This is a genomic window from Halobacteriovorax sp. BALOs_7 (genome assembly GCF_003612895.1).
Classification (GTDB): domain Bacteria; phylum Bdellovibrionota; class Bacteriovoracia; order Bacteriovoracales; family Bacteriovoracaceae; genus Halobacteriovorax_A; species Halobacteriovorax_A vibrionivorans.
Map to the genome: position 1 here is coordinate 2,907,671 of NZ_CP027772.1, position 23,199 is coordinate 2,930,869.

The window sequence follows — 23,199 nt, forward strand, 5'->3', positions numbered from 1 at the left end:
TTAGCTGTGTCCTTTCATTCGTTTAAAATAAGCGATCTTTTCTCTAACTTTGTCATATTTTGAGCTTGGATATAAATGTTCATGCCAGAAATAAATATCACCTAATTTATCCTCAGGAAAAGTATCTACAGAAGCATAACCTTCTCCAACTTGATAATACTCAATAGTTTCAATGGGAAAAGCCTTCTCATTATATGCACGATCAATAACGTATTCTTCGAGGAAGTACTCACGTACATTTTGACAATACTTTTTCCAACGTTCATCACCATTTGTTTCATGAAGTTTCATAAGTTCCTCATAGAAGTACTTATAAAAACCTGAGTCACGACGAGATATAATAAATCCAGTATCTAATGGATTATCCCAATCATCTCCCAAAAAGCGTTGATCTAACTTTGACACATCATCATACTTTCCTACAAGCACATGACCTGTTTTATAGACCTCACGAATGAGATCAGGACGTATCGGCTTAATTAAATTCATATCAAGATCAATATGAATGAATATATCTTCTTCTAGTTCATCTTCTAAAATCATCCCACAAAAGGGAACATTCACAAACCCCGAGGAGAAGCTCTGTGTAACCTCATGATACTTTTCGATATATGTTACATTTAATTCCTCAAGCTTCTTCTTTGTTTCACCACTAATCACATTTTGAGTTGGGCAATATGTATAGATTGGAATGTCTTTTAAATCACCAGCATTCTTACGCCAACTTTGAAAACATAAGATTGCTTCATCTTCATAATGACGTTGAAACTCAAAATCGATCCCCATGTCATCGTTAGTGCATTTCTCATTACTTTCAATCATTGTTATTAATGCAATCTTCATTTAAATCCTACTTAGTATAATCAATGTATTCATCTTCTCTTTGAGTATCTAGTGTTGAACAGTGAATACCACCACCAAAAATCTCACAATTTTCAAGTGGCACTGTATGGACATTAAAACCCTTATTATCTAATAGCTCTATGACATTATAAGCCTTTTCATTAACTAAGACATTCTTTTCATCCAAACTAATAATATTAATATCCATTCCTCGCGTACTCGCTAACTGAATATCAATATCTGTCATTCCCTGTTCAATAACAGGCTCTACTTGATAGTCATCAGGAAATAAGCAATCCCAATTTTTGAATTTTTCAGGAAGAAGTTCTTTTATATTTCGATACTTAGGATTTACAAGAAAAGTCCCAGGCTTTAAACATATTAGAACACCATCGATGTGATTATCCGCAACATTAACGATATGAAAGTTACTTTCTGGAAATAGAGACTTTATCCATTCAAAACCAAGATAGTGATTATATGAATTAATATTAACAATAACATCCTTACCTATTCGTAAAAACTGGGCCCCATCAATGGCCATCGTATATTTATTACGATCAAAATTTTCATAATCACGCTTGGTATTCCATGGCGTTAAATCCATTGTCTCTTCCACAAGTCGATTATTTGGGGATTTTAGCCATTTTCCACCACGACCACCATCGAAAAGTTGATTATAAACCTTATAAAGCAACGTATTCTCAAAATAACGATTTCTTACATAAGTAGGGGTTTCAATTATACAATCGCGATAGACAAGAGATACATCTCTCACATTACTTGCTGCCGACAATTCGGTCTTATAATCTGGTGTCTTAATTGTAACAACTTGAGACAAGTGATCTGGTCGATAAGTTTTCACACCAAGTTCTTCTAATTTCTTAGAAAGGTCATCTAACTGTTGATTTCGCTTAACAAGTAAATCGTGGTTCACATAGTACTCTTCACCTTCATGCTTAAGTCTGTCATAAACTGCGTGTGTTAAGTTTTCACCGTAAAAGTGCTGAAAAGTAAAGTCTGCTACTCTCTTACTTATTTCTAATTCACGTCCTACAATCACGGATTTTAGTTTTCCAAATGATGTATTACTACTAATCATGATAACTTCCTTATTGACTCGATGTTATCATAACTAAAATCACTCATATAGAAGTCACAATTAAGCTTACATTGAGTTGTATTTCCCAATGCCTGATAACAATCACAAAAGCTTCTCGAAAATTTAATAAATTCACTATAAAAATCGAAACTGCGTTCGAAGTTATATATAGATATTGGCGCTATTTGCGTTTTCGCATATATAAATGAAACACAAGGATAACAATTACCATCGGAGTTTATATAAATTCTCTTAAACCAAGGTTTTACTTTTTTATTGTAACTATTCTCATAGAGAAAAGACATATTTCCTAACTCACTTTTATTTCTTGGTGGCCTAACCTTTTTTGTAACTATTGTTGTGTCCCTAAAGATTAACTCTAACCCAAGACGATCACGAACCATTTTATAGGTTTCAGATTCAAAGCCTTCATTATTAAGGTGACGTGAATAAATAGGCTCCACATTAATTCCATGACTGATGGCATACTCAATATTCTTAAACACCTTTTCAAGGTCCCCACCGACACGTGTTTGCTCATGAATAATTTGATTTGGACCATCAATAGCGATTTGAAAAATAATATTCTTATACTTTGATAAAGCCCTAAGATCTAACTTCTCTAAATTTTCACCATTTGTCGCAATGAGAACATCGTTATCAGTAAAACGCTCTCCTAAGGTTTGAAGTATAGAATCAATACGTGAATGTTCTAAAGGTTCCCCATCGTTTCCACAGATAAAGATCTCTTTTGGATTAAAATCTTTGATTATAGGAAAAACTTTTTCAAAATCTAACTCTCTTTTATTTGGATGCTTTGATGGAAGGCTAGGGCAGCCCTGACACTGCAATTGACAGCTATTATTTAAACTAAGCTCAATAAATTCGACAAACTTATTATAAAGCATTACAGAATCTCGAGGTCCCACATATCCATAAGTTTTTTGCAATTTTTCTCACAGATTTGACAACATTCGTATTCAAAATCTTTAATCTTCTTATAGTCGAGATCCCATTGTTCCTTACGACTTTCCTCTAGCCAAATATAACATGGATAAACTCGTCCAAACTGATCAATATGTATACTTCGGTTATGAAAGGAGCGACAATCGATATCATAATCATGCTTACCATCAACTTTGTCCTGCCATTTCTTTTTGGCTGATTCAATAATGACATCGTACTTTCTCTTTAATTCAGGTGTGATAAGCATTTTATCAAGATTAAATGAATTCTTATAAACACTTAGATCTCGACGATATAGAGTTTGTGTTAAATTTATATTACTAAATTCTTCTAATAATTCATCCATGCCACCAGACTCAAGATCATGAGCATTATAATCAAAGAGAATATGCTGAATATAATCAACCTTGTGTACATTGGCCTCGCGGAATGCTTTTGCATTAGCTCTAATATTGGCTAGACTAGTACCCACTCGATAGATTTCATGAAGTTCTTGAGTAGAACCACAAATAGTAAAATAAACACTGTCCCTTTCAGTTAGAATTTTTCCTAATTCTGCCCACCATTCTGGATTATGAGTGTCTCCATTAGTACAAATCTCAATGGCAATATTACGCTTTATGAGATACCTGCATAGATCATAAATATTACGATATAGTGTAGGCTCAGTGAAGGCTCCGACTAAATGGACATACTTTGCATTAGGAAATTGATCAAGCTGATCAGTGATTTCATTTAAGTGACGTTCATTGTACTTCACATCAATATGCTTATAATTTCGAGCACAAAGAGGACATCTGGCATTACAGGTCCCAGTGAGATCAAGCTCAATCCTGATACTTCTTGAAAGTGCATCGTAGTTAGCAGACAAAGTCCAACTCCATTACGTCTATAATCTTTTGTATTCTTTTTTCACATTTAAAACAGTCTTTAAACTTAAAGCTTAAAACTTCACTATAATCAAAAACTTCACCAGAGAAATGCCCTGGTCCTTCATATTCCGCGTGGCCATAGCAAGGTGATATTCGGCCAAATTGATCGATATAAACTTTCCTATCTCTAAGACTCATACACTTTATTTCAACTTCTTTCTTTTGTCCGGGCTTTGGGCGAATATTAAAAAGTGCATCAATGGCCCTCTTTCTTTCGTTCTCTGGTCTAATTAAATCTTTATCAAAACTCTTAATATATTCATTAAACGTTCGTTGACCTTCAGTATCGACAAATTTAGTAGCACTGAAGCGATCTATAATCTCCTTCATCTCTTTACTTTCAAAATCATCACGATTGTATTTGAACATGATATGTTGGATATGATCAATTTTATCTTTATTAGTCGATATAAAGCCCTGGTGATTATCAAGAATTTGTTTAAGTTTACTTCCGACGCGATATTTTTCATGGAGCTCTTGAGTTGAGCCACAAATAGTAAAGTACACACGATCATTAGATGTTAAAATTTCACCAAGCTCGGCCCACCACTCAGGAGTGTGAGTGTTTCCGTTGGTAAACAATTCGACAGCTACACCTCTTTTAACAAGATAGCGGCAAAGTTCTAAAACATCAGGATACAATGTCGGCTCAGAAACAGCACCGGCCATATAGAACACTTCAAGATTTTTAAAAGAATCGAGTTGTGCAATGACTTCTTCGAGAGAACGTATATTTCTTTTTAATAAATGATCAGCATGAGCATAGTTTCTTGTACAAAGTGGACACTTGAGATTACATGTACCAGAAAGGTCCATCTCTACTTCCCAAATCTCATCACGATGTAGTGTTGTTTTTTTACAACCCATAATTATCCCATTCTCTCTAATCCATTATCTTCTAGTAACTTAGTTGTCATGGATTCGCATTCGTAACAGAAGTCATATTTAAACTTATTAATCTCGGTATAATCTAAATTAAATTTTTCACCAACATTATAAATTCGATACAAAAAGCATGGAAATATTTCTCCCCACTGATCAATTGCAACAAAACGTTCCTCAAGGCTTTTACACCTCATACGACAGCTTATTTCACCTGTTTTATTCTTTTGATAACGACGCTTGGCATGTTTAGAAATAAGATCATAAGTTTTTGCAAGTTCAGCAGTCATCTTGATGTCATTTTCTTTATCTTTAATGAAACCGAATCTTTCATTATATGGAAGAGTGTCGATATTATATTCTCTTGAGAAACGTGAAATGATCTCTTTCATGGCAGGGCTTTCGTAGTCCTCAGCATTGTAATCAAATCTTATATGTTGAATATAATCGATGTCGTACTTACAACCTTCTTTGAAAGCCTGATGATTATCTAATATTTGTTGAAGATTTGATCTTACACGATACTTTTCATGTAACTCTTGAGTAGAACCACAAATCGTAAAATAGACATGGTCACGTTCACTCATAATACCACCGAGTTTGCTCCACCAGTCAGTCGTGTGAAGAGATGCATTCGAATATAATTCAACCTCGATTTCTCTTCCTACTAAGTACTCCATAATCGTAAAAAATTCTTTATGAAGCGTTGGCTCTGAAATGATACCGGCCATACAACACATTTTAATATTTGGATATTCATCAAGTTGAGCAATTATTTCAGCAGCTGGCCTTTCGTTGTACTTAAGTAAATGCTTAGCATTTACATAGCTCCTAGTACAAAGAGGACAATCGAGATTACAGGTTCCTGTAAGTTCTAACTCGACCTCTAGGATATCTTCTTTTGAAAGCGTATTTGGTAATTCTTCCATATCTACCTACTTATATTCACATTCAGGATATTTTCCACGACGAAAATAGAGAACATCATCAATTTTCTCACCTTCGACAGGATAGACATCTTGAACTTGGCTTATCTTTTTCTCAACTCCATCACAGATGAAGAAGAATTTGCAACCAAAGCACTTTTTGTCCTTTGTATATGTATGTTTTCTTTTTTTATTTGCTACTTCAAAATACTCTTTTGTATCAATTTCTTTTGCTTCAACTTTTTCAACATCATAGGTATAAATATTCCAGTCATCACGGTCATATATATGTTGATAAATACCAACTACATATTCTTCATATCCCTCCATAAAACAATAAGGGATGTAGCGAACATTTATCAGGATATTTTCATCAAGTGTATCAATTGCTTTCTTTATATATCGGCTTAGGTGCTCATAGCTTTGTGATTCAAGACGATTTGCATCTTCCCAATAATTTAAGGGTAAGAAGTTAAGCTGATATGGCCTTATCTTATTAATCAGTTCGACATACTCATGTAGTAACGATGCATTCTTATCAGTGACAGTACAGTTGATGCGAACTTTAATACCGATTTCTTGACAATTTGAAATGGCCTTAAGCATGCGACGAAAAGCACCTTTTCGTCCCACCATCGAATCGTGATTTTCTTCATTAACACCATGAAGACTAAATAATAGCTCCGTTAATCCATGTTCTTTTGATTTTTTACAGAATTCGATATTTGCAAATTTTGCACCATTAGTAAGTGCAGAGATATTAGTAAAACCTAGATCTCGACAATAGTCTAAAATCTCAAACCAATCACGGTGGACAGAACTTTCACCCCCACTTAGATCAACCTCTCGCATACCGCATTGGTATAATTTTTTTGCTCTTTCCTTAATTATCTCAATGGGAGTTACCTTATCGAGATCTTCGATATAATAGCAGAAGAAACATTCATAATTACAGAATGTTCCTGTATCGAGCTTTGCTCTCTTATTGAATTTATCATCTATTAGCCTCAAACCAGAGTGGCTAAAAATATTATAATCCAATATGTTCTCCCAAGATATCTAGTATGGGATCGCCCTCTTTTAGAAATATTGATTCAAAATCATTATCAATATCCCACTTTCTCCAGTAGAGGCCTTTGTCTTCATCCCAGTAGTCTATATTATAATACACAACCTCTTTTTCAAAAAATTTACACTCTGAGATCATTCGTGGGCTACAGTCAAATTTGCGTGGAACGGGCGTATAGATATATCTATCAAATTTCTCAAATAAATCTGGCACGGGCATCTCAGGGAACTCAAAACGCTCAGAGAGTCCTTCTAAACGTCTCTGAGGACGGTTTTCTTTATTAGTCAGGCACATGAAATTTCCATCATACTTATCTAGAAGGTCTAAATACATCTGATCTGGAATATTTCGACAATTTTTTGTGCCATATAGTAAATTACAACGTACTGTTTTTACGGGTTTTTTAAGACGATCAAAATTGATTCGCTTCTTATAATCAATAGCATTCTTACAATCACGATAAATACGCTTATCTTGAAGAATAAATACATTATCCTTATCGTTATCTTGTAGCTCCTTATCACCACAAGCAAAGTGAAATATTTTATGCGCTAAGATATGCTTACTTTCCAGAGACTTAGCTCCTCCATCGGTAAAGAGGATATTGTTTGCATGTATAAGATTAGGTCTATTTACAAAGAGAGTATCCTTTTCAAGCTGGACCAACTCTTCATCAGAAATAATATACTTGTCTACGACTGTCTTCTTGAAAGTTGGCCAATCAATATCTTCACATAAGAGTATCCCAACTCTCATATACTCTTTTAAAAAGAAATAATAATCAATAACTTCATATGTGTGTCCACATAGACCATGATTATTTGCACTCCAGCTATATGTTAGCCAAAGATCATAATTTTCTTTATCAAGTCTTAAAATCATACTATTCCAAAAAAGCTGAAATTAACTTATCGTCATTAGTTAACTGATAAGTAGCAAGTCCATTTTCTAAAATATCATTATACCTTAAAATAACAGAGTCTTGAATCCCATTGGGAATAATCTCAATCTCTTTACCATAGTAAAAAGACTCAGGAATAAGCCTATTATTAGTGTCTGGACGGTTTCCTTGAAAGTATAATAGTGTATCAAAATGCTCATGTAAGCGGTCATGATGACGATTAGCCTCCTTATAAAGCTTCTTACGATCATGATATTTTTGTGGGATCTCGATATTCTTATAGTCAAAAAAAGGTGAAACAACGAAGACATTATTATCGATAACATCTAATTTTCTATAATGATTGAATGAAAACTTTAAAAGTTCTTTTTCATCATAAGTTTGGTAATCGTAATAACCAAAATAACGACAACTTTTCTTCTGAAATCTTTTTAAAGGGTTTGCAACGTTAGAATAAACAAGTAAATCACATGGAATTATTTCCCCGAGCCCTTCTAACGTATGAATATCTAAAATCAAACAAAGCCTAGGCCTTAATTTATAAATATCATATACCTTTTGAGTAACTATAAAAGAGTCATTATAATCCTGAGGATAATTATACTTTTCTTTAAAGATTTTTATATATTTAAGGCGTTCTTCTTGCGAACAGTTATGAAGGACAAATTTCACTTCACTGCTTTGAGACCTTGTATAGAGAAAGTACTCAAAGCAGTAAAATAGTGTTCCATTTATTTTACGATGATCTTTTTGTAAATAGAGAATAACTCTAGAAGAAGGTTGAATAATAATCCTCTAAGAACTTATTTGTTAAGCCTTCGATTTTTTCAATATCATCTTCTTCACCGATAAGCTTTCTAAAATGATCAAACTTCTTATTTAAAGCAGCAACCCTTTCAATTTGATCTTTCGTGTTTAAATAATCTTCTAATTTTTGGATAAGTTCTTCGTTACCTGTTTCTAAAATCTCTAAATATTTTGATTCTCTATTTTCAGCAGTAATAAAGAATCCTTTGTCACAAAGTTCATTATTAAGGCACATAAAACTATAAAATGTATAACCACTTACTGAAGCAAGGTCATGAGTCACAACCATACGGGCCTTTTTAATTGCAGATTCGCGAGCATAATTATGATCATTCTCGTCGCCTTCAATTAATCTAATCTCATGAGGCATTACTTCATTATATTCAAGAGGCTTCGTGATCCTTACTTCAATTCCCTTTTCAATAGCATGCTTAATGATAGAAGAAGAAACCGCTGAAAGGTTTAACAATTTCTCATGTCTCTCAATTGGATCAAGTGTATGAGGAAAAACATTTGTCACATACCAATGTGATCCACGATCTTCAACTGAAGCAACATCATATAACATCATATTTAAATCCTTTTAAAATATCTTAATAGTGACAACCACAATTATTGTGGCATGCACAAACAGCGTTACAATTACAGTCTGTATTACAAATACAGTCGGCTCTTAAAGTATTATAATAATTTAAAATCTCTTGAATATGGGGCTCGACGATATGTTGACCTGTTTTATTCCAAGCTCTTGTACCAGAAGTCCCGGAAGCACTCCCATCGTCAGAAGTCTTAGGTCTATTATCAGCAGGAGAAGGATTTGCAGCACTCCATACTGAGTCATTTGCTGGCGACATTTGATTAAGACGACTTACCATATTGGCCGTAACAGAATTAGTAATTTGAGTACCAACACCGTATGAGTTAGTTGGAGTACCTGGATTATACATTGCGTGTGCTCTTCTAGCTGCCATCTCTGCAGAAATAACATCTCTAAGAGCTTTAACGTGCGTACCATATATCTTAGCACCAATTGCAATATTTATATTTAATGTGTGTGTTCTATTTGAAGAACAAACTCCTCGGTGCCCTGAACATGTTGACGTTCCTCTATTATGATAGGAACAGTGTCCACCACTACATGCCATTTGCCATCTCCCTGTTTCTATATTCCTCATCAGTTTCTGCATGTAAAGCAAATAAGTGCTTCTGTACTGCGCGGTCAATTTCTCCAAAAGCTTTAAAGAAACCACAAAGTTCATTAACCCAATTATCTGTCCACTTAGCGAAAAAGTCCGTTTTTTCACTCTTCTCATGACTTGCAACAGGACAAATCATACAAGTCGTGGCAACACAGTCCTTACAATCTTTATGGATTTTCTTTAATGGTTCTTCAAATTTCTTTGTATAAGCACTAATCTTTTGGACAAATTCTTCATCATGGATATCGCTATACGCTAATTCATCCTTATGTTTTGAATAGATAGCACCGTGACATGCGTAGAGATTTCCTCTTTGATCAATTGCGGCCATATTATAACCAGCAGAACAATGCTTTCTATTATCTTCTCCACCAAACCATGAACAAAGATAGCGTCCATTTTCACGGTAAAATTCAATTTCACGCTTAGCAATCTTTAAGAACTCACTTCTAAAGATTTTTACCGCATCTTTTTTCTCGTCTAAACTAAATTTTGTAATATAGTCGATAGTCGGTGAGTAATTGATATTAATATTTTTTGAAACCTTCCAAAGAAGTTTTTGAATATCATGATAATCTTCCCAACATTTATAAAGACTATCCATACTGTCAATTGGAAGGGTTGCCTTCATACTCACATTGATACCAAGGTTTGCTAACTCATAGAGGTTATTAATTACTTGATTACTAGATGCCTTCTTATTCTTCATCAAACGGTAATTATCATTAACCGCTCGTCCATCATAAGATACCTGAACATGAAGTTTAGACATATCAACATTATCAATAATTTTCTTCATATTGTGCATATTGAATGCATTTGTATAAAGGTGAAAATCAATATTATCGTGTTCACGATATTGATTCATAAGATCGATAATAAATTTTGGATTTAAAGTAGGCTCACCACCCCATAGAGAGATATTTAGGCCATCATATTTTGCCTGAAACCATTCCTTGTCTTCAAGGATACTATCAATCCTTTTAAAAATTGTTGGAAGATCGTTATCAAGCCTTGCCTTGTCAACTTTCTCTCCTTCAAAACAATATGTGCAATTAAGATCACATAGTGCAGAGGTTGTAATTTCAAGTGTGAAGTAATTCCTTACGCCACCTTTTGCTTTCGCTGGGTTTTCAATATTATAAGCTACCATTATTCAATCTCCGTATTCATGATTTCATCCAAGATGCTATCGAGTTTATCTTCCGAAACTTTTTCCTCTTCAACTTTTATCATTGCTAGAATTTCATCAGCATCTTTTAAAAGTTTGTCAGAATACTCAGGTGCAATTGGATGCATATGCTTACTAGCTTCATAAAGATGTTGTGCAGCTAGATACATACTTCGATTCAGTGCTTTAAGATTCATAAATTTCTCGCTTCAAGATTCGTTTAAAATATTCATTCCCTTTCAAAGTTTTAATCATACGTTGTACTTCTTTATAGAAGTGCTTATACATAAAACAAATACTTTCAATTGGGCCTTCATTTTTTATGTTCTCATACAAACAGCCTTTTCTACAGTAATTTTTTACCGAACAAGACTCACAAGCTGCCATATTTTTGTATTCTGGAATTTTAAGATATAAGTCGTCATCTTTGAAGCGATTACAGGCAATTAGCTTATCTTCAGAGAAGGATAAATGAGTATCCCCGGCACCACAATAATCAATGCGCACATCTTTAGCTGTGTAGCGTAAAATATGCCTTAAATATGTGAGTATAATTTTTGGCATTTCAACATTATCAACGTTTTCAATATACCAATCGACCAGTTCACTAAAGCCATAATTCACCTCTTGTGCACTTTCATTGGTCCAAACATCCACATCTCGAATTAATGTTAAATCAGGATTGAGATTAAGGACTTTTTTAATATAGAGATGATTTTCTAATAAATTATTATTTCCAGAGTAAATCATTGAATGACACGAAAGGTCATTTAACTGTTTTATTATTGGGAGCTTTTTTTGATAAAGATAATTGGTACCACGGCCATCATGCTGATTGCGATTTATATCCTGCCATAGGCCATCATATGATAATGAGACTCTAACTTTGTTAGCATTTAAAAATTCAACTTTTTCATCATCAAGTAAAAGACCGTTGGTTGGCATATAGAATTGCACATTGGGATCATCTTTTAGCTCTTTAGTTACTGTAACGATTTTATCCCAATGTAGGAGAGGCTCTCCCCCATAGAAATCTACTTGAATAAGCTCTTGTGGGTTTTTAGAACGTACTTTCTCATAGGACTCAAAGAATAAGTCAGTATTAATTGACTTCTTTGAAAGCTTATCAACATTGCAGTAACTACAATCTAAGTTGCAAGCTTCCGAGAAAGCTATTGATAAGACAATCATTTGAATCCTTTATTATTTAACCTTCACCCAATGGCGTCCATTAACATCAATAAACTTCTTACCATCTCCGAAAGAATCTTTTAATTCCTTCTTTTTATATATTGCAACGACGCGCTCAGGAAAGTTTTGTTTCTCTTCTAAAGTCATCTCTGTTAGGTTTCCATTTTCGTCATTAGTCAATGGAGTTCCACATGGGTATTCATCATCAACATATGCTAAAACCCAACCAGCTACTGCAATTGGTACTTCAACACCAGCATTACCTTGTCCAACACCAAAACCAAATGTATCAGAAGCTACCCCAATTACACTCAGCTGACACCTTTCAGTACAAATTCTAGCACCTTCTATTGTATCAAAGTAGCATTTCCCTGGTATTAAATCATCATTAAGTAATTGAAAGTCAGCAACATCATTCCAAACAGAGTTCCAGACCTTATCCGCTACGAATTCACCACTTTGTACCCTTAGATCAGGTCCAGATGAACCATTTGTAATAGTACCTGTCGAACTTATAGTACATGGTCTTAACAGCGCCATAAAATCTCCTTCAATTAATTTTTTATTGAAAATTATAATTATAGTATATAATAGGATCATGAAACGAAGAAATTTTATTTTCACTACATTATTTTCTCTTTTCACATATAAGGCCATGGCCCACTCTATTATGAGATTAAAGAAAACAAACACTGGTAACTTACTAATAACTAGTGATAATGATACTTGTATCATTCTTAAGAGTGGTATGACTTATGAACTTCCCATTAAACCAAAAGAAATTCACTCAGTTATACATTTTCGCGTAAGAAAAACAAAATGGGGAAAAAGTCCTATTATCAATCCACACAATAAAAAGATTGCCAATAAAAATGGGCTTTTTATTGTCGAAGAAAAAGTTGATCTAAATTACTCAAGAAATTTTTCTATGCAATATATCAACGATGATATGGGCTGGATTGTAGTTTAGTAGACTTTCCTAGAAGAAAAATTATCCCTATCAATATAATATTCGATACAAACTCCACCCTCATTGTTAAGACAGTTAACAGATGAAATATTATAATAGAACTGGCCCATAGATAAAGGTATGAGCGTTTTTTGAAATATAGAAATAACCCTGAAAGTTCTAAAATTACGATCCCTAGACCAATTAGAAATAGTATAACACTTGGAATTACATCTATGATCGGCCAGCTATGATTTGTTAAATGGTGTGATTCCTTAATAATCTCTCTGAGTCCTTCAAAGTGAAAATATCCAAGGCTTTCATTAAAAAATGCTTTAAATGAATAAAATAATTTCCAGAATCCAGACATAAAATAAATGAGAACAATGGTAAGTTTAGAAAAATCTAAAATTGCTTTGTCACTTTTTTCATCTCTTCCTTCAAATATAAAAAGAATAGAAATATAAAACCAAGCAAATAGATCATGATCAAAATCGGCACCATTTGTTAAAGCGATAATTAAAAAGAGTAAAAGAGAATATAAAATACGAAAGTATTTACGTAAAAAGGAGCCTATTGAGCCAAATATTGAAATGGCCCAAAGTATTATTAGTGGTGTGATTGAATTAAATGAGGGTAGTAAGCTTGCAACCCAATTACCAGAGTTTTGAACTTCATAGCCTTCATAGAGATACATACTCACAAGTGGAAAAGTCATGAGGTAAAATATCTGAGATATCGTACTCAACATCTACTGGCCTCTCGTTGTACTAAAGAGATTCCAACTAAAGAAAGGATATACGTTTCCTCTATAGCCTATCGACTCACATAGAATAGATAGTGATATAAAAAGAATCGTAAAAATCAATTCTGCTTTTTTCACTAATTGATAACCTCAAAGAAATTTGGAAATGATTTTTCAACACATTCCGTATTTTCTAATTTTCCTCCACCATTAACAATCTGATAGAGGTAAGAGACCATAACCATACGATGATCACGAGGAGGTGTTATATCGACGACACGTCCATCAGCTTTTCTGCCTTCTATTTCAAGAAGATCATTTTCTTCATCATAATGATGTTTGATATCATATAGCTCCATTAAATCCATAACTGCATTTAAACGATCTGATTCTTTATGAACTAAAACTTCAACACTTCTAATAATTGAGACACCATCTGCATAAGATGCAAGAAAACAAAGTGTCGGAATAAGGTCGGGACAGTCTCGACAATCAATCTCAAAGCCATTTAAATTTTCTACACCATTAAATAGAAGCCCGTCTTTTGTAAAATCGAAGTCTCCACCCAGCTCTTCTAATAAACTTATAAATTGACTATCAGCTTGGAATCGATCAATTCCTTTACAATTTTCAACAAGCACAGGTCCAGACATACATGCATATGCTAATGGATAACCAAGAGAGCTAAAATCGACAGGAACTTCAAAGACTTGTTCTCCACTTTTAAATCTTTCGATTAGATTTAGTGTCATCTCCCAATATGGACGACTTGTGGACATATTGACTGGCTCAACATCGATATCGTTTGGAGATAAGGCCATTGCCAGTCCTGTTGCAAACTGAGTTGATCTTGAGCAATCAACTTCATAAACACCTTTTGATATATTAATTGGCCCTTGAACTTGAAACCAGTTTTCTTCATCTCTTAAAACTTCGACATCTAACTCATCTAGTGCCTTTTCTAGTTCATCCATTGGACGATCAAACATTTTTTCACTTGGTATCAGATTATACTTATTATTTCCAAGCGAAAGTAATGGGATTAAAAAACGATTTGTTGTTCCACCATCTCCTGAGACAAGGTTAATAATTTCATCAGTCTCAATTTCACAAGCAGGAAAGGAATCCTTTATTGTGACACTTCTTCCCTCTTTATTGATCTGTAAACCAATATGCCCAAGACAATTGAGCATATGAATAACATCTGTAGATTCTGGGAGATCTAATAATTCAATGTCTTGTGGATATATAGCAGCTAAAACAAGCGCACGATTAGCAAAAGACTTAGATGAAGGAACGCGGATCTTCTTAATGAAATCCTTCGTTGCTCCTTTACCGTGGGCATACTCCATTAGTCGCTTTCTTATTTCATCCAGAGACACTTCTTGAATGATAGGCTTGCCTATCCCTGAAGGTAAAATCACTTCAATTGTATTATTAGCAACGACTTTTTTATCTTTTGCAACATATTCCATAAGCTCATCGATGGGTAAATTATCTTGCCACGGACACATAAGAGCATTTAGACCAAAGACATGAGCAAATTGATTTAGGAACTCACTCTCTTCATCTCTTTGAAAGATGTTAAATATAAGTTTAAGCCCCCAAAATACAGCAACTCCATGCGGTAGTTCGTAAACTTTTTCAATAGCGTGTCCTAGTGTATGTCCTAGGTTTAAGATCTTTCGAATTCCACCTTCTTTAAAGTCTTGATCAACTATCTCTTGCTTATAACGAGCACAGCGAATTGTAATTTCATCAAATGATGCTTCATTATTGATAAGGTTAAAAACCTCTTCATCTAAGAAGAAGTACTTTGCTAATTCCCCAAGGCCAGAGATGAAATGATCTTCTGGTAAACTTTGGAGAAACTCAGAACATATATAAATATTATCAGGTAAGTGAAAAGCTCCGATTAAATTCTTACCAAAGGCCGAATTCACTGCAACTTTTCCACCGATACTTGCATCAATCATTGAAAGTAGAGTTGTTGGAATAACACTCCAGCTAATTCCTCGTAGGAGCATGGATGCAACAAGACCAGCAAAATCAGAACACGCGCCTCCACCAATAGCAACCAGGTGGGCCTTACGATGAATGCCTCTTTCTAAAAAGAATTCACATGCTTTTTCGACTTCACTTAACTTCTTACAGTCTTCTCCGCCAGGAGCTATATAGATATCTACTCCATTCTTAGGATCTATTAGATCTAAGTAGAGATCATTAACATTAGAATCAATGATAATTAGTATCCGATCTGAGTCGATCTCATTAATTATATTATTAATCTTTTGAATATCACTAAAATGCTTAATTTCAGACAATTTAAACCTCGTATGCCTTTTGTCTTAAAAAATGATCTGCTAAAACGACTCTTACCATTGATTCCACGACAACAACTGCACGCGGAAGAATGCATGGGTCATGACGTCCTTCTTTTGCATTTGCACCAACTGTTGAAGTGGGCTTAAATGTTAAATCTAAGTTAATCATCTCACCATTACTTATTCCACCTTCAATTCCACCAAAATTTGCACTATCAACACTTACTTCTTGTCCACTCATATCGGCCATTTTCACACCTGCACCAAATGAGAATGCGACACAAGCTCCAATTGATAAAACAGCTTTTGCAAGATCTGCTTTCAGCTTATCAAAAGCAGGCTCCCCAAGACCGACTGGACAATTTTCAATATTAACGGAAATTCGACCACCAACAGAATCGCCCTTGGCCTTTAAATCAATCAAGTACTTTTCAATCTCTTGATCTTTACTAGGATCTCCAAAATTATAAGTTCCTAAATCTTGTGGAAAAGACTTAATTATATTTTCACATTCAAACGGCCCAAGCTTAGAAATAAAAGCATTAACTTTCACCTTAGGAAGAACCAAACTTGCAAAATAACCAGCAACAACACGTGCAACTGTTTCTCGCCCACTACTTCTTCCACCACCACGATGATCTCTAATTCCATACTTTAAATCATAAGTTCGATCAGCATGGCCAGGCCTATAATTATCTTTTAATTTATCGTAATCCTTACTTCGTTGATTTGTATTTCGAATGATAACAGCGATTGGTGTTCCCAAAGTCTTATTTTCAAAAACACCTGAGAGAATCTCTGCTTTATCTGCTTCTTTACGGGCAGTCACTCCCTTTGAGCGACCAGGTGCTCTCTTATCAAGCATTGCCTGTAAATCTTCTAGATTAAAATCAAGACCACTTGGTACTCCATCAAGAACAACACCAAGTGCTGGGCCATGGGATTCACCAAAGGTAGTCATTGAAAACATTTTACCAAATATACTTCCGCGCATTATAACTCCTATCCCCTTATTATCACCTTAAATATACAAATATTCCAATCGCAGCTGCTAGGTAAATATGTTATTAATTATGAATGGAAAACTTAAAATACTTAAAAGATGTCATGAGCCTAGATAAAGTCATATTAGGCTTAAAGCAAGCTAATAATGAAGAGTTAAAGCGTATTGAATTTCTCATTAAGCAAAAAGACAAGAAAGAAGAGGAAATTGCTCAACTACGTAATGATACCAAGCAAGCAAAAGAGCAGGTTACGGCCAATGAAAAGTCGATTTTCGAAATAGAAAAAAAGCTAGAACAAAGTAGAGCAAATCTCAATGCTGTCACTAGTCAACAACAAGAAGAAGCATTAAGCGTAAGCATAAAAAAGCAAGAAGATGAGTTTGAAGGCTTACAAGATAAAACATTAGAGCTTCTAGAAATGATCGAAGAAAAAGAAGCTCTTCAAAAAGAGGCCATTGAGTTTATTACCGGTATCACAAATACAATTGATGAGATTCAAGCAGAGGTCGATCAAGGCAATAAGGCCAATGAAAGTAAAGTTTTAAGTTTGGAAAATCAAATTGAAGGACTTTTAAGTGAAGTACCTCCAGAAGCTGTGAAATTATATAAGATGGCCGCATCAAAACGGGCCCATGATGCTTGTACATTTCTTATTGGACAAAGTTGTGGCAGCTGTAAATTTACATATGCAGCAGGAGAAGTTGCTACTTTTAATAAAGGAATTGATCTGATTCTTTGCAAGGGATGCCAAAGGTTACTCCTTCCTGCACCCCTAAGAGATATTTAATAAAAATATTGTTCAAGCTTTCCGTAGATATCAAGTAAGTTGAAATATAATTTTTCTCTTCTACTAATATATTCTACGTATTTATTTTCAGTATTTATAAGGCGCTCTTCTGCACTTATCACGTTATCAAAGTCAGCTCGTCCCCTTGAATATAACTTATTATATTCTTTAACAGATAGTGTTGCTAACTTATGCCTTTTTAAAACTAAGTCGATTGTTTTATCAATTAATCGCATTGTATTTGTCAGGGCCTCAAGTTGATTCTTAGTTCTAACTCTAGCTAGTCTCTGTTGATACTCTGTATTCATACGATTAATTTTTGCTTGTTTTAGTGAGTTCTCATCAGCACTAAAGCCAAGTGGAATAACTACCGTTAGTCCAACTTCTGTAGCATCATTATCAGAACCAAAAGTTCCGTCACTAAAAACATTTCCGTTGTTTGCTGTGACAGTTGAATAGGCATTTGTCTTATAGGCACCCATTAATTCAATCGTTGGAAAAACTGAATTATCAAACTTTTCTACCGCCTTATTTAGAGACTCAAGTTTTTTGTTCAAAGCTTGTATTGTAAGGTTCGAGTCAATATTACCTTCTTCAATTGGATCTAACTTAATTTTCTCAATACGATATAAGCTAATATCACTAAAGCGATGTCCTCTTTCGAGTTTACTTTCTAATGACTTTTTAAAAGTTTCTAATTGTGATTCCAATTCAGCATATTCTTCACTTACAGAGTTTACCTGTGCTTGTGCAGAATAGAGATCAACTCTCTCACGTAGTCCATCTCTTACCTGTTTTTGAACAAAGTTAAGTCTACGAACGGCCCTCTTCTTTGCTTCATCTTTTAGATTCAGTAATGTCTTTGTTTTTTTATAATCGAAATAACTTTCAATAAGCTCTAGTACATTTTGAGATCTTTGCGCATCAAATTCGTATTTTGTTGAATATACTTCCCGTGCAGCAATTTCTTTATCCATTTTGTCATTGCGGCCTAAGAAGTTCTTACCAAGATCTTGTGTATAACTTACTTCTTGATTATAACCTTCATATTCAGTGCCACCATTAAAGTCGATATAAGATCCAGTGATCGCAAACTTTCCACCATAGATATTTTCTTTCGATAATTCAGCTGCCGAAGTATAGGCCTTATATGTATTAATTAAATTTGGATTATTAGGATTTGAAATAAGTCCTACGTTATTAAATTCATTCAACAAACTGAGAGTCCATGGTCTTTTATCATCACTTTGAAGTTCAAAATTAAGTTTTGCTAACTCAAAATTATATCCAGCTTGTTTGATCTCAGTAGAGTTTTTTAGATATTCTCTTACATAACTTTTAAGATTAGCACTGGCGTTTAATGATAGAATCGCCAATAAAATATATTTCATGTGGTCCCCACGTTATTACTTATCTTTATTACGAATGAAGTTAAAAAAAGTTTTACCAATTTATTCAACCCATGACTAGATACCGTGTAAGTCTTTGACATTCAGCGTGACATAGGGCATAAATCCAACAGAGTTAAGGAGACTATCGCTGGTTTATTATATTTCGGTATAATAGACGGGAGGAAAGTCCGGGCACCATACGGCAGCTTAGCGGGTAACGCCCGTCGGTCGCGAGACTAGGACAAGTGCAACAGAGAAGAAGTACAGGGGTTTGAACTCGATTGGGGTAGCTTCGGCCGGCCAATCAGTGACGAGATTTATCTCACCTGCTGTAGTGAAAATAGGTAAACTCTAGGCGGTGCAAGCTTGAATAGGTCAACTTATGGGGTAGCCGGCCCTTGTTGACGGGTTAAGCGCTCGAGCCAGTGGGTAACTACTGGCCTAGACGAATGATAGTCCAATACAGGACCCGGCTTATACCTTAACTCTATTTTTACAAATGTGTCGTTTCGGCGACACATTTTTCATTTCAGGGGGAATAATGGAATATCCTAAACCAAAGAAAGTCTCGCATGAGACAAAGATCCACGACCAAATTCTAACTGATGATTATTTTTGGATGAGAAATCGCGAAAGTGACGATGATGTCATGAAGCTTCTCAATGCAGAAAATGACCTTTTTAAAACATATCTAAAAAATAAAGGTAATTTGAAAGAAACAATCTTTGAAGAATTAAAGTCACGTGAGCTCCAAACTTATGAAACTTGCCCTTATCCTCACGATGATTATGAATACTATGAACGCTATGAAGAAGGTAAAGACTACCCTATTCACTTACGTCGTCACTTAAAGTCTGGTGAAGTCCAAGTATGTTTAGATGAAAATGAATTGGCAAAAGGACACGACTTCTTAGACGTAGGAGCCTTTGATATCTCACCTTGCCACCGATATTTAATTTACACTGTTGATTATAATGGTGACGAACTATATGACTTATATATTCTTGATTTATCCACAAATAAGATCGTTCAAGAAGGACCAAAGAAGATTAGTTATTCACCATGCTGGTTTAATGACTCAAAGACTTACGCTTATATTGAAATGGATGAAAATCTTAGACCTTATAAAATCCATGTCACAGATATGGAAAACTCATTTGATAAAGTAGTCTACACTGAAGATTCAGGTGAATACTTCCTAAGCCTTGAAGAAACAATGGATCACCAATATATCCTAATCAATGTATCAGGATCTTCAAATAACAGTGTTCTTTATATGAAAGCTGATGCAAGTGATCTAAATCCAATTGAAATCTTTCCTAAAGAAGACAAGATTGAATATAGCGTTGAAAGTGATGGAGACGACTTCATTGTCCTTACAAATAAGTTTCATGAAAACTTTTCACTTCTTAGAACTCCAATAATGACTCCTTCATATAAAGACGCAAAAGTAATTATCGAAGGAACTAAAGAAAACTATCTAACAAACTTTAATACATTTAAAGATTTTATGGTCCTTCATTATCGCACAAAGGGACTTAATCGCTTTGCTATATTAAAAGATGAAAAGCGAATTGAGGCGAGCTTTCCTGAAGATGCCTACTTTGTAGGAGGTGGCGATAATGCAAACTATGAGACTAAGGTATTTCGCTATGAATACAGCTCATTAACAACACCCACTACAACATTTGACTATGACATAGAAAGCAGTGAATCAAAGAAGATTCATCAAAAAGAAGTCCCTGGTTTCGATCAATCTAAATACGAAGTTGAAAGAACTTTTGCTCCTTCTCATGATGGGGCCATGGTTCCAATGACTATTATTAAAGCGAAGACAACTAAGAAGGGTGATCCTAACAAATGCCTACTCTATGGATACGGCTCTTATTCCATGTCGATACATCCATGGTTTAATCGCAATATTATCTCACTTCTTGATCGTGGATTTGTCTATGCAATAGGACATATCAGAGGAAGCTCAACCCTAGGTCGTCACTGGTATGAAAACGGTAAATTTCTTTATAAGAAAAATACTTTTGAAGACTTCTATGCCTGTGGGAAATTTCTCATTAATGAAGGCTATACTGTTAAAGGCAAACTTGGAATCATGGGTGGTAGTGCAGGTGGAATGCTTGTAGGAGCAACAATAAATCTTGATAAAGAAAACCTCATCGGAGCTGCTGTTGCGGATGTACCATTTGTTGATGTTTTAAATACAATGCTTGATGACACACTACCTTTAACAAAACTTGAATACGAGGAATGGGGAAATCCAAATGATAAAGAATATTTCGACTATATGAAATCATATTGCCCTTATACGAATCTTGAAAAGAGAGAGTATCCTGCAGTTCTTGCAATAGGTGGGCTTAATGATCCTCGTGTTACTTATTGGGAACCTATGAAGTGGACTTATAAGCTTAGAGACCTTGCTACAGACTCAAGAGTAAAACTTCTTTGGACAAATATGGAAGCAGGTCATGCAGGTGCATCAGGTCGATTTGAAGCCTTTAAAGAAGTCGCCGATATTTATACTTTTTTAATAAATGAATTAGAATAATTCTACGAGGTCTTGGGGAGAGATCCCTAAGACCTTTGTCATCTTTGTCTTTTTTATCTCTTTTGACCAAATAAAACCATTAATTTCATCACCATCTAAAATTAATTTCATATCACCTTCTCCTGATCCTGGACGAAGGCAATCTTCATTTGAATGAGGCTGTTTTGAATAATCAAAGACTCTAATCCAACCATCTTCTTTTATTTCACGTATGATTGCGATATGACCACTATCACCACTAATCGGTATAATATTTTTTCGCCAAAGAACGATATCTCCGATACAAAGCTCACTAAACTTCTGCTTAATTTTCTTAGATGATTCAATTGCATCAAAAAGTTCAAAAACACGATTAAATGGAAGATTAATTCCCTTATCTGCCAACTCTTCTTGAATAACACTGAAGCAATTAACTTTCATGATAACTTAGCTAGGGCCTTTGTTGTGGCCGTTGAAATATTTAATTTATCCGTAAGCTTATACTTTCTAAACTTACCACTAAAACGATCTTTAAATTCCTGTGTTGATAACTCTAGAATATAATTTGTAATCTTATACTTAGTGATGGCGGTTTTATATTTTTTCAATTTCTTATAAGATAGTTTTTTATCTAAATGAGGATATTGCATTAAGTTCTTATCTTCACTTTTTAAGATAAAAGTTGGACACTCAACTTGTCCAGCAAGCCACTCGTCATCAGACTTCTTATATCCTAAGATCGAATTATTCTCATTTACAATAATTCTTAGAAGCTCAAGTTCATAAGTCTTAGCAATTTTCTTAACAGGAATTTCTGGATACTCAAGTGGATCTTTTGCATTTCCTGCAATACATTTTTTCTTAACAGGACAACCAAGACAGTTAGCACTTCTGGCCTGGCAGTAAATTCTACCAAGATCCATCAACGCTTCATTAATCTCACGGCCACCACATTTATTGATCTCTCTAAACTCACCTTCTTCAAACTTCTTTTTTAAAAGCTTTTGAAGTTTTGGTCCTTTCTTTCCTTGTATACCGTAAATTCGACTAACGACTCTTTCGATATTTGCATCTATTGCAAGTGCGTTCTTATTTTGTCCGATACTTAATATTGCATTGGCCGTATACTCACCAACCCCAGTAATCGTAATTAGATCCTCATAATTACCTGGAATTTTCCCGTCGTAATTTTCAACTATATCAATGGCAGCTTTTCTTAAGTTGCGCGCACGTCGATAGTAACCTAAACCTTTCCAAGCTACACATATCTCTTCTTCTGAAGTTTTAGAAAGTGCATGGACATCGGGATATATTTTCAAGAATCTTTCAAAATGATTTTGAACAGTTCCAACAGTTGTTTGTTGCAACATAATTTCAGAGACTAATGTCTTATAGACAGTTCTATCTCTTCGCCATGGAAGGTCTATATAAGCGTCTTTTGACCATTCGAGTAATTTTTTAAACATGATTA

Annotated in this window: 24 protein-coding genes and 1 other RNA gene; 4 read left to right on the plus strand and 21 right to left on the minus strand. The window is 34.5% G+C overall.

Going from position 1 to position 23,199, the window contains the following annotated elements; translation table 11 throughout:
• The 15 genes from BALOs_RS13805 to BALOs_RS13875 form a co-directional block, all read right to left on the minus strand.
• Complete coding sequence (locus BALOs_RS13805; RefSeq protein ID WP_120405522.1) at positions 1 to 843, minus strand: hypothetical protein; 843 nt, start codon at positions 841 to 843, stop codon at positions 1 to 3.
• Between the two features lie 7 nt (positions 844 to 850).
• Positions 851 to 1,945, minus strand: coding sequence for a hypothetical protein (locus tag BALOs_RS13810; protein ID WP_120405523.1), 1,095 nt, complete (start codon positions 1,943 to 1,945; stop codon positions 851 to 853).
• The gene (locus tag BALOs_RS13815; RefSeq protein WP_162929707.1) at positions 1,942 to 2,895 is read right to left on the minus strand and encodes a radical SAM protein; all 954 of its coding nucleotides are present in this window, start codon (positions 2,893 to 2,895) and stop codon (positions 1,942 to 1,944) included. Before BALOs_RS13815 ends, BALOs_RS13810 begins: the two co-directional genes overlap by 4 nt.
• Complete coding sequence (locus tag BALOs_RS13820; protein ID WP_120405525.1) at positions 2,853 to 3,782, minus strand: radical SAM protein; 930 nt, start codon at positions 3,780 to 3,782, stop codon at positions 2,853 to 2,855. The genes BALOs_RS13815 and BALOs_RS13820 overlap by 43 nt, the downstream gene beginning before the upstream one ends.
• The gene (locus BALOs_RS13825; protein ID WP_120405526.1) at positions 3,772 to 4,710 is read right to left on the minus strand and encodes a radical SAM protein; all 939 of its coding nucleotides are present in this window, start codon (positions 4,708 to 4,710) and stop codon (positions 3,772 to 3,774) included. The genes BALOs_RS13820 and BALOs_RS13825 overlap by 11 nt, the downstream gene beginning before the upstream one ends.
• 2 nt (positions 4,711 to 4,712) lie before the next feature.
• Positions 4,713 to 5,654: a radical SAM protein gene (locus BALOs_RS13830; RefSeq protein WP_120405527.1), complete on the minus strand. Its 942-nt coding sequence runs from the start codon at positions 5,652 to 5,654 to the stop codon at positions 4,713 to 4,715.
• Between the two features lie 6 nt (positions 5,655 to 5,660).
• Positions 5,661 to 6,692: a radical SAM protein gene (locus BALOs_RS13835; RefSeq protein WP_162929708.1), complete on the minus strand. Its 1,032-nt coding sequence runs from the start codon at positions 6,690 to 6,692 to the stop codon at positions 5,661 to 5,663.
• Positions 6,682 to 7,602 (minus strand): hypothetical protein, encoded by a 921-nt coding sequence (locus BALOs_RS13840; RefSeq protein ID WP_120405529.1) that lies wholly within the window; start codon positions 7,600 to 7,602, stop codon positions 6,682 to 6,684. Before BALOs_RS13840 ends, BALOs_RS13835 begins: the two co-directional genes overlap by 11 nt.
• 1 nt (position 7,603) lies before the next feature.
• Positions 7,604 to 8,140, minus strand: a complete 537-nt coding sequence (locus BALOs_RS13845; protein ID WP_162929709.1) for a hypothetical protein — start codon at positions 8,138 to 8,140, stop codon at positions 7,604 to 7,606.
• Positions 8,141 to 8,390: 250 nt separating this feature from the next.
• Positions 8,391 to 8,999, minus strand: a complete 609-nt coding sequence (locus BALOs_RS13850; RefSeq protein ID WP_120405531.1) for a hypothetical protein — start codon at positions 8,997 to 8,999, stop codon at positions 8,391 to 8,393.
• Positions 9,000 to 9,021: 22 nt separating this feature from the next.
• A complete protein-coding gene (locus tag BALOs_RS13855; protein WP_120405532.1) occupies positions 9,022 to 9,573 on the minus strand; it encodes a hypothetical protein in 552 nt (183 codons plus the stop codon).
• Complete coding sequence (locus BALOs_RS13860) at positions 9,563 to 10,780, minus strand: radical SAM protein (RefSeq protein ID WP_120405533.1); 1,218 nt, start codon at positions 10,778 to 10,780, stop codon at positions 9,563 to 9,565. Before BALOs_RS13860 ends, BALOs_RS13855 begins: the two co-directional genes overlap by 11 nt.
• Positions 10,780 to 10,995, minus strand: coding sequence for a hypothetical protein (locus tag BALOs_RS13865; protein ID WP_120405534.1), 216 nt, complete (start codon positions 10,993 to 10,995; stop codon positions 10,780 to 10,782). Before BALOs_RS13865 ends, BALOs_RS13860 begins: the two co-directional genes overlap by 1 nt.
• Complete coding sequence (locus BALOs_RS13870) at positions 10,985 to 11,989, minus strand: radical SAM protein (RefSeq protein WP_120405535.1); 1,005 nt, start codon at positions 11,987 to 11,989, stop codon at positions 10,985 to 10,987. Before BALOs_RS13870 ends, BALOs_RS13865 begins: the two co-directional genes overlap by 11 nt.
• A gap of 12 nt (positions 11,990 to 12,001) precedes the next feature.
• A complete protein-coding gene (locus BALOs_RS13875; protein ID WP_120405536.1) occupies positions 12,002 to 12,529 on the minus strand; it encodes a hypothetical protein in 528 nt (175 codons plus the stop codon).
• Positions 12,530 to 12,587: 58 nt separating this feature from the next.
• On the opposite strand from BALOs_RS13875, the gene BALOs_RS13880 reads away from it, so the two are divergent.
• Positions 12,588 to 12,959: a hypothetical protein gene (locus BALOs_RS13880; protein WP_120405537.1), complete on the plus strand. Its 372-nt coding sequence runs from the start codon at positions 12,588 to 12,590 to the stop codon at positions 12,957 to 12,959.
• Here BALOs_RS13880 and BALOs_RS13885 read toward each other — a convergent pair.
• The 3 genes from BALOs_RS13885 to aroC all read right to left on the minus strand — a co-directional run bounded on the left by BALOs_RS13885 (position 12,928) and on the right by aroC (position 17,001).
• Positions 12,928 to 13,656, minus strand: coding sequence for a hypothetical protein (locus tag BALOs_RS13885; protein ID WP_162929710.1), 729 nt, complete (start codon positions 13,654 to 13,656; stop codon positions 12,928 to 12,930). The two genes, BALOs_RS13880 and BALOs_RS13885, sit on opposite strands and share 32 nt — an antisense overlap.
• Positions 13,657 to 13,820: 164 nt before the next feature.
• On the minus strand, positions 13,821 to 16,007 hold the full coding sequence (locus tag BALOs_RS13890) for a hypothetical protein (RefSeq protein WP_120405539.1): 2,187 nt from the start codon (positions 16,005 to 16,007) through the stop codon (positions 13,821 to 13,823).
• A 1-nt stretch (position 16,008) separates the two neighbouring features.
• Positions 16,009 to 17,001 carry a chorismate synthase gene (gene aroC, locus BALOs_RS13895; RefSeq protein ID WP_120405540.1) on the minus strand — a complete coding sequence of 331 codons (993 nt, stop codon included), beginning with the start codon at positions 16,999 to 17,001 and terminating at the stop codon, positions 16,009 to 16,011.
• An 83-nt stretch (positions 17,002 to 17,084) separates the two neighbouring features.
• On the opposite strand from aroC, the gene BALOs_RS13900 reads away from it, so the two are divergent.
• Positions 17,085 to 17,798 carry a zinc ribbon domain-containing protein gene (locus BALOs_RS13900; protein WP_120405541.1) on the plus strand — a complete coding sequence of 238 codons (714 nt, stop codon included), beginning with the start codon at positions 17,085 to 17,087 and terminating at the stop codon, positions 17,796 to 17,798.
• Here the strand turns inward: BALOs_RS13900 and BALOs_RS13905 are convergent.
• On the minus strand, positions 17,795 to 19,189 hold the full coding sequence (locus BALOs_RS13905; protein ID WP_120405542.1) for a TolC family protein: 1,395 nt from the start codon (positions 19,187 to 19,189) through the stop codon (positions 17,795 to 17,797). The two genes, BALOs_RS13900 and BALOs_RS13905, sit on opposite strands and share 4 nt — an antisense overlap.
• A 129-nt stretch (positions 19,190 to 19,318) precedes the next feature.
• Between BALOs_RS13905 and rnpB the strand changes: the two genes are divergently transcribed.
• Together rnpB and BALOs_RS13915 are read left to right on the plus strand one after the other, a co-directional pair.
• Positions 19,319 to 19,682, plus strand: an RNA gene (gene rnpB, locus BALOs_RS13910) — RNase P RNA component class A.
• Between the two features lie 48 nt (positions 19,683 to 19,730).
• Entirely contained in the window at positions 19,731 to 21,749 is a 2,019-nt protein-coding gene (locus BALOs_RS13915) for a S9 family peptidase (RefSeq protein WP_162929711.1), read from the plus strand.
• Here BALOs_RS13915 and BALOs_RS13920 read toward each other — a convergent pair.
• Positions 21,741 to 22,169, minus strand: a complete 429-nt coding sequence (locus tag BALOs_RS13920; RefSeq protein WP_114705785.1) for a hypothetical protein — start codon at positions 22,167 to 22,169, stop codon at positions 21,741 to 21,743. The two genes, BALOs_RS13915 and BALOs_RS13920, sit on opposite strands and share 9 nt — an antisense overlap.
• Positions 22,166 to 23,194, minus strand: coding sequence for an A/G-specific adenine glycosylase (locus BALOs_RS13925; protein ID WP_114705786.1), 1,029 nt, complete (start codon positions 23,192 to 23,194; stop codon positions 22,166 to 22,168). The genes BALOs_RS13920 and BALOs_RS13925 overlap by 4 nt, the downstream gene beginning before the upstream one ends.
• Positions 23,195 to 23,199: the final 5 nt, after the last annotated feature.